The sequence below is a fragment of the Pseudomonas sp. EU05-FHT14B02 genome (genome assembly GCF_058791055.1).
Genome location: NZ_JBYTDD010000010.1, coordinates 18771 through 33729, shown reverse-complemented (window position 1 = coordinate 33729; position 14959 = coordinate 18771). Strand labels below are relative to the sequence as shown.

General features: G+C 60.4%; 15 protein-coding genes. 7 read left to right on the top strand and 8 right to left on the bottom strand.

Annotated elements, in window-relative coordinates:
- Positions 1-121: 121 nt before the first annotated feature.
- The 6 genes from AC3WTM_RS11485 to AC3WTM_RS11460 all read right to left on the bottom strand — a co-directional run bounded on the left by AC3WTM_RS11485 (position 122) and on the right by AC3WTM_RS11460 (position 7238).
- Positions 122-1543: an amino acid permease gene (locus AC3WTM_RS11485; protein ID WP_057715928.1), complete on the bottom strand. Its 1422-nt coding sequence runs from the start codon at positions 1541-1543 to the stop codon at positions 122-124.
- An 863-nt stretch (positions 1544-2406) separates the two neighbouring features.
- Positions 2407-3627 (bottom strand): 23S rRNA pseudouridine(2605) synthase RluB, encoded by a 1221-nt coding sequence (rluB, locus tag AC3WTM_RS11480; RefSeq protein ID WP_057715929.1) that lies wholly within the window; start codon positions 3625-3627, stop codon positions 2407-2409.
- A 302-nt stretch (positions 3628-3929) separates the two neighbouring features.
- Entirely contained in the window at positions 3930-4901 is a 972-nt protein-coding gene (gene scpB, locus AC3WTM_RS11475) for an SMC-Scp complex subunit ScpB (RefSeq protein WP_102669767.1), read from the bottom strand.
- Positions 4902-4912: 11 nt separating this feature from the next.
- Positions 4913-5731: a segregation and condensation protein A gene (locus AC3WTM_RS11470; RefSeq protein ID WP_007984128.1), complete on the bottom strand. Its 819-nt coding sequence runs from the start codon at positions 5729-5731 to the stop codon at positions 4913-4915.
- On the bottom strand, positions 5732-6361 hold the full coding sequence (locus AC3WTM_RS11465) for an L-threonylcarbamoyladenylate synthase (protein WP_032829738.1): 630 nt from the start codon (positions 6359-6361) through the stop codon (positions 5732-5734).
- A gap of 13 nt (positions 6362-6374) precedes the next feature.
- On the bottom strand, positions 6375-7238 hold the full coding sequence (locus AC3WTM_RS11460; RefSeq protein ID WP_102669768.1) for a PHP domain-containing protein: 864 nt from the start codon (positions 7236-7238) through the stop codon (positions 6375-6377).
- Positions 7239-7325: 87 nt separating this feature from the next.
- On the opposite strand from AC3WTM_RS11460, the gene AC3WTM_RS11455 reads away from it, so the two are divergent.
- The 6 genes from AC3WTM_RS11455 (at position 7326) to AC3WTM_RS11430 (ending at position 11658) form a co-directional block, all read left to right on the top strand.
- Positions 7326-7922 (top strand): septation protein A, encoded by a 597-nt coding sequence (locus AC3WTM_RS11455; RefSeq protein WP_102669769.1) that lies wholly within the window; start codon positions 7326-7328, stop codon positions 7920-7922.
- 1 nt (position 7923) lies between these two features.
- Positions 7924-8223 (top strand): YciI family protein, encoded by a 300-nt coding sequence (locus AC3WTM_RS11450; RefSeq protein ID WP_102669770.1) that lies wholly within the window; start codon positions 7924-7926, stop codon positions 8221-8223.
- Positions 8224-8345: 122 nt separating this feature from the next.
- The gene (locus tag AC3WTM_RS11445; protein WP_102669771.1) at positions 8346-8759 is read left to right on the top strand and encodes an SH3 domain-containing protein; all 414 of its coding nucleotides are present in this window, start codon (positions 8346-8348) and stop codon (positions 8757-8759) included.
- 7 nt (positions 8760-8766) lie between these two features.
- A complete protein-coding gene (locus AC3WTM_RS11440) occupies positions 8767-9444 on the top strand; it encodes a response regulator transcription factor (protein WP_102669772.1) in 678 nt (225 codons plus the stop codon).
- Between the two features lie 244 nt (positions 9445-9688).
- Positions 9689-10138, top strand: a complete 450-nt coding sequence (locus AC3WTM_RS11435; protein WP_102669773.1) for a Spy/CpxP family protein refolding chaperone — start codon at positions 9689-9691, stop codon at positions 10136-10138.
- A 176-nt stretch (positions 10139-10314) separates the two neighbouring features.
- The gene (locus AC3WTM_RS11430; protein ID WP_102669774.1) at positions 10315-11658 is read left to right on the top strand and encodes a sensor histidine kinase; all 1344 of its coding nucleotides are present in this window, start codon (positions 10315-10317) and stop codon (positions 11656-11658) included.
- Between the two features lie 138 nt (positions 11659-11796).
- Here AC3WTM_RS11430 and AC3WTM_RS11425 read toward each other — a convergent pair whose 3' ends face one another.
- Complete coding sequence (locus AC3WTM_RS11425; RefSeq protein ID WP_102669775.1) at positions 11797-12363, bottom strand: NAD(P)H nitroreductase; 567 nt, start codon at positions 12361-12363, stop codon at positions 11797-11799.
- A gap of 121 nt (positions 12364-12484) precedes the next feature.
- Here AC3WTM_RS11425 and AC3WTM_RS11420 point away from each other — a divergent pair, with 121 nt between their 5' ends.
- Positions 12485-13939 carry a TrkH family potassium uptake protein gene (locus AC3WTM_RS11420; protein ID WP_102669776.1) on the top strand — a complete coding sequence of 485 codons (1455 nt, stop codon included), beginning with the start codon at positions 12485-12487 and terminating at the stop codon, positions 13937-13939.
- On the opposite strand, the gene AC3WTM_RS11415 is transcribed toward AC3WTM_RS11420, so the two are convergent.
- Complete coding sequence (locus tag AC3WTM_RS11415; RefSeq protein ID WP_102669777.1) at positions 13896-14957, bottom strand: AraC family transcriptional regulator; 1062 nt, start codon at positions 14955-14957, stop codon at positions 13896-13898. The two genes, AC3WTM_RS11420 and AC3WTM_RS11415, sit on opposite strands and share 44 nt — an antisense overlap.
- Between the last annotated feature and the right edge of the window lie 2 nt (positions 14958-14959).

The following is a 14959-nucleotide window of genomic DNA, read 5'->3' as shown; positions in this document are numbered from 1 at the left end:
AATAGATGGGAGGAACCCGGACCTTGTGGGAGCAAGCCCGCTCCCACAAAGGGATTTATGTGAACCCCGAAAAAAAACAAACCCGGCACATGGCCGGGTTCGTTGTTTCTGCGCTCTGCGTTTACTTCGCCGCAGAGCCGGCAACCTGCAGTGCATGTTGCGCACTGCGCTTGTTCTTGATGCCGTAGCAGACCCACATGAACACGAGCCACACTGGAATCGCGTACACCGATGTCTGGATCCCCGGAATCAACAACATCACACCAAGGATGAACAACACGAACGCCAGGCAGATGTAGTTGCCGTACGGATACCACAAGGCCTTGAACAGTGGCGTTTGTTTTGTCTTGTTCATGTGTTGGCGGAACTTGAAGTGCGAGTAGCTGATCATCGCCCAGTTGATCACCAGGGTGGCCACCACCAGCGACATCAGCAGTTCCAGCGCGCTGTGCGGAATCAGGTAGTTCAGCAGTACCGCGATCAGAGTCACGGCGGCCGAGGCCAGGATCGAGCGCACCGGCACACCGCGCTTGTCGATCTTCGCCAATGCCTTTGGCGCATCGCCTTGCTCGGCCATGCCCAGCAGCATGCGGCTGTTGCAGTAGGTGCCGCTGTTGTACACCGACAGCGCAGCGGTCAGGACCACGAAGTTGAGGATGTGCGCAGCGGTATTGCTGCCCAGCATCGAGAACACTTGCACGAACGGGCTGCCGCTATAGGAATCACCGGAAGCGTTCAGGGTGGTCAGCAAGCTGTCCCACGGCGTCAACGACAGCAGGATCACCAATGCACCGATGTAGAAAATCAGGATCCGGTAGATCACCTGGTTGATCGCTTTCGGAATCACGGTTTTCGGCTTGTCGGCTTCGGCAGCGGTGAAACCGAGCATTTCCAGGCCACCGAAGGAAAACATGATGAAAGCCATGGCCATCACCAGACCCGTGACACCGTTCGGGAAGAAGCCACCGTGGGACCACAGGTTGCTGACCGCAGCTTGCGGGCCGCCATTGCCACTGACCAGCAGGTAGCTGCCCAGAGCGATCATGCCGACGATCGCCACGACCTTGATGATCGCAAACCAGAACTCGGCCTCGCCAAAGACTTTGACGTTGGCCAGGTTGATGGCGTTGATCAGCACGAAGAAGGCAGCTGCGGAGGCCCAGGTCGGGATGTCCGGCGCCCAGTAGTGGATGTATTTGCCGACCGCGGTCAGCTCGGACATACCCACCAGAATGTACAGGATCCAGCAGTTCCAGCCCGACAGGAAGCCGGCAAAGCCGCCCCAGTACTTGTGCGCGAAGTGACTGAAGGAGCCGGCCACCGGATCTTCGACGATCATTTCACCCAGTTGGCGCATGATCATGAAGGCGATGAAGCCGCAGATGGCGTAGCCGAGGATCATCGACGGGCCGGCGGATTTCAGCACCCCGGCCGAGCCGAGGAACAAGCCGGTACCGATCGCGCCACCGAGGGCAATTAATTGAATGTGGCGATTTTTCAGGCCGCGTTTCAGCTCGCCTGATTGCGGGTTTTGTCCACTCATGAAAAGGGTCTCACGCAAGGTTTGATGATGTTCAGTAGACGTTGCTGCTCAAGAAAGGCGTTAAGCGGCACCGATCAAACCCCAGCGCAGGCACCAGGAGTTCAGCGTAATTACAACGGTCATGCGTCACCTGTTTGTTTTTATCTGTGACGAAATCGAACCCGACACGCTCGTGACGCGACGGAGTGAACAAGGCGGATAGCCTTGAGGTTTGCGCAGATGCGCAGGAGGTCACAGGTAAAACGCGGCGCATTGTACACCTGTAACCCCCTGCTGCCAGACCCGCTGGACAAGCGTGTCTATGGCCGGGATTGCCTGTGTCCGCCCCGAGAGGCTCGGGCGGCTGCAAAAAATGGGTCAGATCCTTGCGGATCATCGACGCAGACGGCGCCAAACACGCCACTCGCGGAGAGATGAAAACGGATTGCGGCGTTCATTGCGCCTCCTTTTTGTTATGCACCTGCACGACAGGCATGGCGCGCATAACACCTTGCATGGAGCGGTGAAACAAGCGGGCCAGAGGGTCGGAAGGAGGAAGGAAGACGCTGAAGCGTAAGCGTTTTCTTACGGCATCCATGGAATGGCGAATCCACGGGGTTAATCCGCGGTTTTTGTCAGGATTTCTTTACATGGCGTAAACCATGGTTTCCAAATTGGAGGTCTCAGCGCGACGACTGACGTCATCGCGAGCAAGCTCGCTCCCGCATTTTAATCGCGATTCTCCGAGCAAACTCATTACCCTGTGGAAGCGAGCTTGCTCGCGATGGCGCCCTCAAAAACAATACGGACATAAAGCCAGACGAAAAAAAACGCCAACCCGAAGGTTGGCGTTTTTGACTTGTCGCTAACAGCTTACCGCTGCCTCACTCCGGCTTGCGACGACCGAAGCCTGGACGCTGGCCGGAACCGGCCGGTGCGCCACGGCGCTTGCCCGATGGCGTGTCACCGTCGACCAGTTTGATCCCCGGACGCTTCGGCGCAGGCTTGGCCGGGCGCTTGGTGTCGGCCGGGCGATCGGCTACCGGCGTACCACGACCTTCGCCACGCTCGGTACGACCATTGGCCGGACGTGGCGTACGTGGACCGCGTTCGCCGTCCTGACGGGCAGCAGGTTTGCGCCCTGGACGCTCGCCTTCGATCTGCGGCTCGCGGCTGGCACGAGGCGCGGCAGGTGCGGCAGCTGCACCAGTGGCTGGACGCAGGGTACGAACGCGTTCGGTCTTGGCCATCGGACGCGACGACTTGCGCTGCATCCGGTCAAGCTTGTCCTTGCTCTTGGCGTTCATCTGCGGCATCGCGACCGGCGTCAGGCCGACCTCGGCACTCAGGATGTCGACTTCGTACTGGCTCATTTCGCGCCAGCGACCCATCGGCAGATCGGAATTGAGGAACACCGGGCCGAAACGCACGCGCTTCAGACGGCTGACCACCAGGCCCTGGGATTCCCACAGGCGACGAACTTCGCGGTTACGACCTTCCATCACCACGCAGTGATACCAGTGGTTGAAACCTTCACCGCCTGGTGCCTGCTTGATGTCAGTGAACTTGGCCGGGCCGTCTTCAAGGACAACACCAGCCTTCAGACGCTCGATCATCTCGTCATCGACTTCACCACGCACACGTACCGCGTATTCACGGTCCATTTCGTAGGAAGGGTGCATCAGGCGGTTGGCCAGTTCACCGTCGGTGGTGAACATCAGCAGACCGGTGGTGTTGATGTCCAGGCGACCGATGTTGATCCAGCGGCCTTCTTTCGGGCGCGGCATCTTGTCGAACACGGTCGGACGGCCTTCCGGGTCAACGCGGGTGCAGATCTCGCCGTCGGGCTTGTTGTACATGATCACGCGGCGGACCGACTCGGCAGCCTCTTCGCGCTTGATCACCTTGCCATCGATGGTGATGGCGTCGTGCATGTCGACACGCTGGCCAAGGGTGGCGTCTTTGCCGTTGACCTTGATGCGGCCGTGGCTGATCCAGGCTTCCACGTCACGGCGCGAGCCGACGCCGATACGGGCGAGGACTTTTTGCAGTTTTTCGCCTGCTGGGCCGATTGGCTGGTCGTCTTGCTGGTCTTTGATACTCATCTGGGCACCTCCCGGTGTGGTCTGAAAACTGGGTACTTGGGCGAAGGGATCGCCGAAGGGTCGCGAATCATACGCGCATGAGGGCGTTTGCGCATCAGAGACTAGCTGATCAAGGCAAGGTTATTTGTTTTTCCGCCAGCCGGTGCCACTCACTTTGATCATTCGGTGATCACAACCCCCTGTAGGAGCGAGCTTGCTCGCGAAAAACCCAATGGCGCCACGGGCATCAGGATGTGCGCGTCATCGTTCACGACCATCGTCGGAGCGCCGCCCGGAGCAAGCTCGCTCCTACAGGATCGTTGTCAGTCCTCGAACTGGCGCCGTTCGGCCTCGATGGCTTCGGCCAGGGCCTGGGCTTCGGCTTCTTCGTCCGACAGTTCGGGCTCGGGTTTCGGTTGTTCGAGAGCGGCAACGGCGGCCAGGAGCTTTTCCCGAGCTTCGGCGACACCGAGGATGTCGTCTTCTAGCTCCGGTTCAATTTCCGGTTCAGGCTCGGGCTGTGCCGCTTCGACTTCTGGCTCGATGACCGACTGTTCCGGATCGAATTCAGGCGACACCCCATCACGCAGCAAATCGTCGAAATCGGTCTTGATCCCCTCCTCCATGCTGTCCAGTTCCAGCAGCAGTGTGTGGAAACTGGTTTCTTCCTTGGGCTCTTCCGGTTCGGCACTGGCGTCGGCCAGTTCCTGCAGGGCTGCCGGTACCGGGGCATCATCGAAGTCGAGCACCGGATCCGGTTCCAGCTCGCGCAGTTCCGCCAGCGGCGGCAGGTCGTCGAGGTTCTTCAGGTTGAAGTGATCGAGGAATGCCTTGGTGGTGGCGAACATTGCCGGTTTGCCGGGTACGTCACGGTAGCCGACGATGCGGATCCACTCGCGCTCCATCAGCGTCTTGACGATGTTGCTGTTGACCGCCACGCCCCGCACATCTTCGATTTCACCGCGAGTGATCGGCTGGCGATAGGCAATCAGCGCCATCGTTTCCAACATGGCCCGGGAGTAACGCTGCGGCCGCTCTTCCCACAGACGCCCGACCCAAGGTGCAAATTTCTCGCGAATTTGCAAACGATAGCCCGTGGCTACTTCCTTGAGTTCAAACGCGCGGCCATCGCAGGACTTGGCGAGAATCGTCAGGGCTTTCTTGAAGACCGGTGGTTCCGGGCGTTCGCCTTCTTCGAAGAGTTCGAACAGGCTTTCCAAAGATTGCGGCTTTCCCGAGGCCAACAGAAAGGCTTCAAGCAAGGATGCCAGATCACGGGGTTCAGTCAGGTTCATGTTTCGACTCGTTATTCGGCTCGGGCTCGCACGTGGATCGCGGCAAATGGCTCATTCTGCACCAGCTCGACCAGGGATTCCTTGACCAATTCAAGGATCGCCATAAAGGTCACCACCACCCCCAGGCGCCCTTCTTCAGCGGTGAACAGCTCGACAAACGGTACGAAACCGCCGCCCTTGAGGCGCTCCAGCACATCGCTCATGCGTTCGCGGGTCGACAGCGCTTCGCGGCTGACCTGATGGCTTTCGAACATGTCACCACGGCGCAACACCTCGGCCATGGACAACAGCAGCTCTGACAAGCGCACATCCGGCAACAGCTTGCGCGCCCGGGCCTCCGGGGCGTCAAGCTTAGGCACCACCACATCACGGCCGACGCGACTCAGACCGTCGATGCCTTCGGCGGCAGCCTTGAAACGCTCGTATTCCTGCAAGCGGCGGATCAGTTCGGCGCGCGGGTCTTCCTCTTCGTCTTCGACGGTTTCGGCCCGTGGCAATAGCATCCGCGACTTGATCTCCGCCAGCATCGCGGCCATCACCAGGTATTCGGCGGCCAGCTCGAGGCGCACCGACTGCATCAACTCGACGTAGCCCATGTACTGGCGAGTGATTTCCGCCACCGGGATGTCGAGGATGTTGATGTTCTGTTTGCGGATCAGGTACAGCAGCAGGTCGAGTGGGCCTTCAAACGCCTCGAGAAAGACTTCGAGGGCATCCGGCGGGATGTACAGGTCCAGCGGCATTTCCATGACCGCCTGGCCATAGACCATGGCGAAGGGCAGTTCCTGCTGGGCTCCGGCCTGACTGTCGACGGGTTCTACTGCGGACATCTAGGCTTCGACCATGAACGGCGCAGGATCGCCGCAACCAACGCGAATGACTTCCGGCTCGCCGTCGGCGAGGCTGATCACGGTGGAAGCCTTGATCCCGCCGAAACCGCCGTCGATGATCAGATCTACCTGATGCTCGAGCAACTGGCGCATTTCGTGCGGATCGCTCAATGGATCCTCATCGCCTGGCATGATCAGGGTTACGCTCATCAACGGTTCGCCCAATTCAGCCAGCAGCGCCAGGGCAATCGGGTGGCTCGGCACACGCAGGCCGATGGTGCGTTTCTTCGGGTGCAACAACAACCGCGGCACTTCGCGGGTGGCGTTGAGAATGAAGGTATACGGCCCCGGCAGATGAGCCTTGAGAATTCGAAAAGTGCCGGTGTCGATCTTGGCGAACAGCCCCAGTTGCGACAGGTCGCTGCAAATCAGCGCGAAGTTGTGCTTTTCATCCAGCTGCCGCAGACGCCGAACGCGCTCCACGGCTACCTTGTCGCCGATCTGGCAACCTATGGCGTAGGAAGAGTCCGTGGGATAAATCACCACCCCGCCCTTGCGGATGATCTCGACCGCCTGTTTGATCAGACGCGCTTGCGGGTTTTCCGGATGAATCTGGAAAAATTGACTCACATTCTCTACCTGTTCAGACGGCGGCAATAACTGGGTCATGTTTGAATCGACACCATAGCGGTGGCAGATCCTCCGGGAGTGGCCGGTACTCACCGATCTCCGACCAGCCTCCGGGGCCATGAAAATCACTGCCGGCACTGACCAGCAGACCGAACTCGCGGGCCAGAATGGCCAGGCTGCCCACTTGCTCGGCAGGCTGGTAACCATTGACCACTTCGATGGCGTGGCCCCCTGCTTGAATATAGTCGGCAATCAGGCGGCGTCGCTTGCTGCGCGTGAAATCATAGTGCCATGGATGTGCCAGACTGACCCAGGCCTTGGCCGCGCGCAGGGTTTCGACGGTTTCCTCCAGGGTCGGCCAGTGTTGCTTGACGTCGCCCAGCTTGCCGGCGCCCAGCCATTTGCGGAACGCCTCGGCGCGATCCTTGACGAAACCTTCACGCACCATCCAGTCGGCGAAATGCGGGCGAGCCGGCGCGTTACCGCTGTCGCCCAGCTCCTGCTGGATCTCCCGGGCGCCTTCAAGCGCCCCCGGCATGCCTTTGAGCGCCAGTTTGCGGCTGATTTCCTCGGAGCGTAGCCAGCGGCCATCATGCAATCTGGCGATGGCCTCGACCAACGGCGCGGCGTTCACGTCAAAACCGTAGCCCAGGATATGAATGGTCGCACCGCCCCAGGTGCAGGACAATTCGACGCCGTTGACCAGTTGCATCCCCAGCGCGGTAGCCGCGTGCCGGGCCTCGTCTAGGCCCTCAAGGGTATCGTGATCGGTCAAGGCCAGGACTCGCACACCTTTCTCGAACGCCCGCGCCACCAGAACCGCAGGCGCCAAGGCGCCATCGGAGGCCGTGCTATGGCAGTGCAAATCAACATTCACAGGGCTTTGTAACCTCAAATCAGCTGGCGCTATCGCGCGCCCATATGTTTGTTATTATGCCGCCACATCCTGCTTCTGGCTGCCACTGTGAAACAATTCATCGATTTCATCCCGCTACTGCTGTTTTTCATCGTCTTCAAAATCGACCCACAGGTCGTCGACATCGCCGGTCATGAGATCACTGTAGGCGGTATTTACAGCGCCACCGCGATGCTGATCGTCAGTTCACTGGTGGTCTACGGCACACTGTTCATCAAGCAGCGCAAGCTGGAGAAGAGCCAGTGGCTGACCCTGATCGCCTGCCTGGTCTTCGGCAGCCTGACGCTCGCGTTCCACAGCGAGACGTTCCTTAAGTGGAAAGCCCCGGTGGTCAACTGGCTGTTCGCCCTTGCGTTCATCGGCAGCCACTTCGTCGGTGACAACCTGCTGATCAAACGCATCATGGGCCACGCGCTGACCTTGCCGGAGCCGGTCTGGACGCGCCTGAACATCGCCTGGATCGCCTTCTTCCTGTTTTGCGGTGCCGCCAACCTGTTTGTCGCGTTCACCTTCCAGAGCTACTGGGTCGACTTCAAGGTCTTCGGCAGCCTGGGCATGACTTTGCTGTTCCTGATCGGCCAGGGCATCTACCTGTCCCGTCATCTGCACGATGCCGACACCACAACGCCAAAAACCGAGGACTGACATGCTTTACGCAATCATTGCCACAGACGTCGCCAACTCCCTGGAAGCCCGCCTGGCCGCTCGGCCTGCACACCTCGAGCGCCTGCAAGCGCTCAAGGGCGAAGGTCGCATCGTACTGGCCGGCCCACATCCGGCGATCGACAGCAATGATCCGGGCGCCGCGGGTTTCACCGGCAGCCTGATCGTCGCCCAATTCGATTCCCTGAGCGCCGCCCAGGCCTGGGCCGACGCTGATCCGTACATCGCCGCAGGCGTCTACGCCAACGTTCTGGTGAAGCCGTTCAAGCAAGTCCTGCCGTAACTTTCTTCTCGCAATGCCCCCACGCGGTGAACCATATCGGTTCATCGCGTTCTCAATCGCTCATTATTCTCGCTTGCCGGCCGACAACTTTCCCAATACTCGTATTGGAACCAGGAGTCGCCATGCGCAAGGGTCCGTTGTGCCTGATGTTGGTCACGTTGTCGATCGTGGCGCCCGCCCACGGTGAAGAAAACGCCGAGGGGGGCAACTCGACGCCGCTTTCCTTGAGCGCCGGAAGCCAGATCACCGAGCTGCAGCAACGCTTGAAAGAAAGCGAACGGCAACGGGAAGAACTGAACAAACAAATACAAACTGCCGATGGCGAACGCGAAAGCCCGCTCCTGGCCCGGTTGCGCCAGGAGAACCAGCGTTTGAAGCTGCAACTCAAGGAAGCCCAGGCCAGCAGTCCGCTGCCGCGCCTGCTGACCGACCAGCAACAATGGTTCGTCATTGGCGCCGGGGTAGCGCTATTGGCCCTGCTCTGCGGTATCTTCGCCAGTGGAGCAAGTCGAAAACGTCGACAATGGCTAAATTGAGTGAGTCATGAGCGAGCTGTTACTTATTGATGATGACCAGGAGCTGTGTGAGCTCCTGAGCAGTTGGCTGAGCCAGGAAGGGTTTCAGGTACGGGCCTGTCACGACGGCCAGGGCGCACGCCGCGCGCTGGCTGAAACCGCCCCGGCGGCCGTGGTGCTGGATGTGATGTTGCCCGATGGCAGCGGCCTGGAACTGCTCAAGCAGTTGCGCAGCGATCACCCGGATTTGCCCGTACTGATGCTCTCGGCCCGGGGCGAACCGCTGGACCGTATCCTCGGCCTGGAACTCGGTGCCGACGATTACCTGGCCAAGCCCTGCGACCCACGGGAACTGACCGCCCGCCTGCGCGCAGTCCTGCGCCGTAGCCACCCGGCGGCGGTGTCCAGCCAGATGGAACTGGGCGACCTGTGTTTCAGCCCGGTGCGCGGCGTGGTCAGCATCGACGATCAGGAATTCACCCTCACCGTCTCCGAAAGCCGCCTGCTGGAAGCCTTGCTCAAGCAACCGGGCGAGCCCCTGGACAAACAGGAACTGGCGCAGATCGCCCTCGGCCGCAAGCTGACCCTGTACGACCGCAGCCTGGACATGCACGTCAGCAACCTGCGCAAGAAGATCGGTCCACACCCCGATGGTCGACCGCGCATCGTCGCCCTGCGCAGCCGCGGTTACTACTACAGCCTGTAGGAGCAGCCGGTCGACGCTCGATTACTCGCGATGAACTCGCAGTCAACGCGTATTTCCAGAAAGCACGTGTAATCGTTCAACTCCATCGCGAGCTCGCTCCTACAGTCAGGCACCCGGACGTTTTGTCAGGTCGGCGCAAAATCATCTTTACCCAAGCTTTACGTACCGCTGACCGCCGCTGACCTTGATCTGCGTAATCTGTACTCATCCGGAACGTACCGGGAACGAGACAAGGAGATACACCATGCGCAAGACTCTTATCGCTCTGATGTTCGCTGCTGCCCTGCCGACCGTTGCCATGGCCATGCCGGAAGGCGCAGGTCCCATGGGTGGGTCGATGGACGGTTCGCGCCACGGCGGTCAGATGCACGGCATGCACGGCAAAGGCCCGTACAGTGAACTGGACCTGAGCCGCGAACAGCGCGAGCAGATCCGCAAGATCATGGGCGAGCAGATGCACGAGCGTAAGCAACTGGTCGATAAGTACCTGGAGAAACTCTCGCCAGCCGACCAGAAAGCCATGAAGGACGAGATGGCCGCCAACCACAAGAAAGCGGAAGCGGATGTGCGCGCCTTGCTGAAACCGGATCAACAGAAGAAATTCGACGAGATCCAGAAAAAACAGGCTGAACGTCGCGCCGAGTGGGCCGAGTTCAAGGCCTGGAAAGCGCAACAACCGCAAAAGGCGCAATAATGCGCTGACCACGGACCCGACGGCTGAACACCGTTGGGTCTGACACCACACAATTTAAATGTGGGAGCGAGCTTGCTCGCGATAGCGTCAGCACGTTCAACATCAACGTGACTGAAAGACCGCCATCGCGAGCAAGCTCGCTCCCACATGGATTTGTGATCGTTTGAGGATTTCCTGTGCGTTCATTGTTCTGGCGTATCCTGGCCAGCTTCTGGCTGGCCATCGCCCTGGTTGCAGGGCTTTCCATCCTGCTCGGGCACATGCTCAACCAGGACGCATGGATTCTCAGCCGCCATCCGGGCCTCAACACGCTGGCCGAAGAGTGGACGCAAACCTACGAAAGCCAGGGCGAAGATGCGGCCCAGGACATTCTCCAGCTACGTAAACGCCAGTATCACATCGACGTTCAGGTGCTGAACGAAAGCGGCGATCCGGTGGTGCGCGGCACCTTCCCCAGACGTGCGGCGGCCTTTGAGGCGCGCCAGAACAACGAGGACCGGCGCCTGCCATGGCGGCGCCTGACCGATGAGTTCACCAGCGAAAAAACCGGTGACACCTACCTGTTCATCTACCGCATTCCGCACCCGGAACTGGACGCCTGGCACCGCGAAAGCCTGCTCTGGCCGCTCAGTGCCCTGGGGATCGCCCTGGTGGTGCTGACCCTGTTCAGCCTGCTGGTGACCTTTTCCATCACTCGTCCGCTCAGCCGTCTGCGCGGTGCGGTGCATGACCTGGGACAAACAACGTATCAACAGAACAGCCTGGTCAAGCTGGCTAACCGTCGCGATGAGTTCGGCGTTCTGGCCAACGACTTCAACCGCATGGGCGCGCGCCTGCAAAGCCTGATTGGCAGTCAGCGGCAACTGCTGCGGGATGTGTCCCATGAACTGCGCTCGCCCCTCGCCCGCCTGCGTATCGCGCTGGCACTGGCCGAACGGGCCACCCCGCAAGAACGGGAACAGCTATGGCCGCGCCTGACCCGTGAGTGCGACCGACTGGAAGCACTGATCAGCGAAATCCTGGTACTGGCGCGGGTCGACTCCGATAACGCCAGTGCGGAAGAGGTGGACCTGAACGCCTTGCTCATTACCCTGCAAAAGGATGCGCAACTCGGTTCCCCCGAGCAACTGGTCCACCTTGAAGCCGAATCGCAACTGAATCTGAAGGGCTGGCCGACCATGATCGAACGGGCCGTCGACAATCTGCTGCGCAACGCACAGCGTTTCAATCCGGTAGGTGGCCTACCGATCGAAATGCAGGCGCTGCGTCAGGGTGAGCGGATCGTCGTGACTGTGCGCGATCATGGGCCGGGAGTCAGTGCCGAATACTTGAGTCAGCTCGGTGAGCCGTTCTATCGGGCGCCGGGGCAGACTGCGGCCGGACACGGCCTGGGCTTGGCCATCGCCCGGCGCGCGGCGGAACGACATGGCGGCAGCCTGGTGCTGGCCAATCACCCGGAAGGCGGGTTCATCGCCAGCCTGGAATTGCCTTTGGTGCCGGGGGCTGTCGTACAGCCCTGAAACGGACACCCTTTGATGTGAGCTACCTGGACCTACTGTGGGAGCGAGCTTGCTCGCGATGACGCAGGCAGTATCAACAATCACATTGACTGACCGGCCGCTATCGCGAGCAAGCTCGCTCCCACAGGCTTTGCGGTGTCAGACTTTGCCCGGCCAGGCGCTGACGAATTCGGCCAGGTCGACTTTCTCGGCCACACGCGGTTCTTTCTGCGGTGTGCCCAGATACAGGAAAGCAATCACCTCCTCCCCTTCCGTCAGGCCCAAACCCTTGGCCACGTGGGGCGAATAAGCCAGGTCACCGGTACGCCACACCGCGCCAATGCCCTGCGCATACGCCGCGAGCAAAATCCCGTGGGCCGCACAGCCTGCCGCCAGCAATTGCTCGGACTTCGGATATTTGACGTGATCCTGCAACCGCGCAATCACCACCACCACCAGTGGTGCACGCAGTGGATTATTGCGCGCCTTGTCGATGGCCGCTTCGCCGACTTCGCTGTCTTGCAGTTTCGCCGCCTCGGCCAGCAACTCGCCCATCTGCTCACGCGCCGCGCCTTCCACCGTCAGGAAACGCCAAGGCTGCAAGTGACCGTGATCCGGAGCGCGCATGGCGGCGCCAAACAGCACCTCGCGCTGCTCGGCAGTGGGTGCAGGATCAATCAGTCGTGGAACGGAAACACGGTTGAGCAAAGCGTCGAGAGCCTGCATCGGCCACCTCCTGAAAAATTTGTGCGGCTATTCTAGCTGTAACTGTCGCAGCAGTGCCGGTTTACATGCCCTGCCCCGCAGGTAGAATGGCGCCCTTTCCACTATCAGCCGAGCGGACCTCATGGCGTTGCCGACCTTACGGATCATTGGTTTCATCATCGGCATCTTCCTGATCACGCTGGCGATCTCCATGGTCGTGCCCATGGCCACGCTGGTCATTTTCGAGCGCACCAGCGATCTGCCGTCGTTCCTCTGGGCCAGCATGATCACCTTTGTCGCCGGTTTGGCGCTGGTGATTCCAGGGCGCCCCGAACATATTCACCTGCGCCCCCGAGACATGTACCTGCTGACCGTCAGCAGTTGGCTGGTGGTGTGCATCTTCGCCGCCCTGCCATTCCTGCTGACCCAGCACATCAGCTACACCGATTCATTCTTCGAAAGCATGTCGGGCATCACCGCCACTGGCGCAACCGTGCTCAACGGCCTGGACAACATGTCCCCCGGCATCCTGATGTGGCGCTCGTTGCTGCACTGGATCGGCGGCATCGGCTTCATCGGCATGGCAGTGGCGATCCTGCCGCTGTTGCGCATCGGCGGCATGCGGCTGTTCCAGACCGAATCGTCGGACCGCTCGGAAAAGGTAATGCCCCGCTCACACATGGTGGCGCGGCTGATCGTGGCGGCCTACGTCGGCATAACCATTGTTGGCAGCCTGGCGTTCTGGTGGGCCGGGATGAGCCCGTTCGACGCCATCAACCATGCGATGTCGGCCATTTCCACTGGCGGCTTCTCGACCTCCGACCAGTCTTTGGCCAAGTGGCCGCAACCGGCGGTGCATTGGGTAGCGATCGTCATCATGATTCTCGGTGCCCTGCCGTTCACCCTGTATGTGGCCACGTTGCGCGGAAACCGTCGGGCGCTGATCAAGGACGAACAGGTTCAAGGCCTGCTCGGCATGCTACTGGTGACCTGGCTGGTGCTCGGCACCTGGTATTGGTGGACTACCCAGCTGCATTGGCTGGAGGCGTTGCGGCATGTGGCGTTGAATGTGACATCGGTGGTGACGACGACCGGTTTCGCGCTGGGGGACTACAGCCTCTGGGGCAATTTCTCGCTGATGCTGTTCTTCTACCTGGGGTTTATCGGTGGTTGTTCCGGCTCGACCGCGGGCGGGATCAAGATTTTCCGCTTCCAGGTGGCCTATATCCTGCTCAAGGCTAACCTTAACCAGCTGATTCACCCGCGAGCGGTGATCAAGCAGAAGTACAACGGTCACCGCCTCGACGAAGAAATCGTGCGGTCGATCCTGACCTTTTCGTTCTTCTTTGCAATCACCATCTGTGTGATCGCGCTGCTGCTGTCGCTGCTCGGCGTGGACTGGATGACTGCCCTCACCGGCGCGGCCAGTACCGTGTCCGGTGTCGGCCCGGGGCTCGGCGAAACCATCGGCCCGGCGGGCAACTTCGCCACCCTGCCGGATGCCGCCAAGTGGATTCTCTCGTTCGGCATGCTGCTGGGCCGACTGGAGATCATTACGGTGTTTGTGCTTTGTATTCCGGCATTTTGGCGTCATTGACCGCATCAGGTGCTTGCATCAGCCGCATCCGGTACTCGCCGGGTGTGGCATCGAACCAGCGCCGGAAAGCACGGAAGAAGTTGCTCGGATCAGCAAACCCCAGCAAGTAGGCAATTTCCAGCAAGGTCATGTTCGGTTGTGCCAGGTACTGCTCGGCCAGTTCTCGCCGGGTATCGTCCAGCAGCGCCTGAAAACTCGTACCCTCTTCCTGCAAGCGCCGCTGCAAGGTGCGCTGGGACAGATGCAGCGTCTGCGCCACGGTATCGCGCTTGGGTTCGCCTTGGGGCAACAGGCGGCACAACACCTGCCGCGCCTTGTGGGTCACGCGGCTTTCGGAAAACCGCGCCAGGTACTCGCCGGCAAATCGGTCATGCAGCAACGCCATGGCCTCGTTGGCTGTCGGCAGTGGGGCTTCCATATCGGCGCGTTCGAAAATCAGCGCATCGTAAGGCGCGTTGAACACCAGCGGTGCATGGAAAGCTTGTTTATAGGGTTCCAGATTGACCGGCTCGGTACCTTGCAACAACACTTTGCGTGGTTGCAACGTACGCCCGGTCAACCAGCCGCACAGCGCCAAGGCACAGGCCATTGAAGCTTCGGCGCTTTGCCGGGTCGGCGGCAGATGATCGCCATGCACGGTCAGAATCAGCCCGTAGCCCTCTTCCAGCGGCTGGAAACTCAGGTCGGCACTTTCGGCGATGATCCGCTGATAGCGCACCAGACGCTGAAAGCCTTCGGCCAGGGTCCGGCTGGACATCAAGGCGTAACCGGCCACATGAAACTGCGCCGGTCGCACCAACCTGCCCATGTTCAGGCCGATAGCCGGGTTGCCGGACAGCTCGACCGCGCGTTGCCACAACCGGGTCATGGAATCTTGGGGGAAGCGTGCGTCCGGATCATCCAGTGCCGCGTAGTCGAGCCCCAACTGCTTGAACAGAGCCCGGCAATCCAGGCCGTCCATCTCCAGCGCTTTGACAATCCCCATCGCCCAGCTTGCAGAAGTCGTTCGTTCGCTCATGG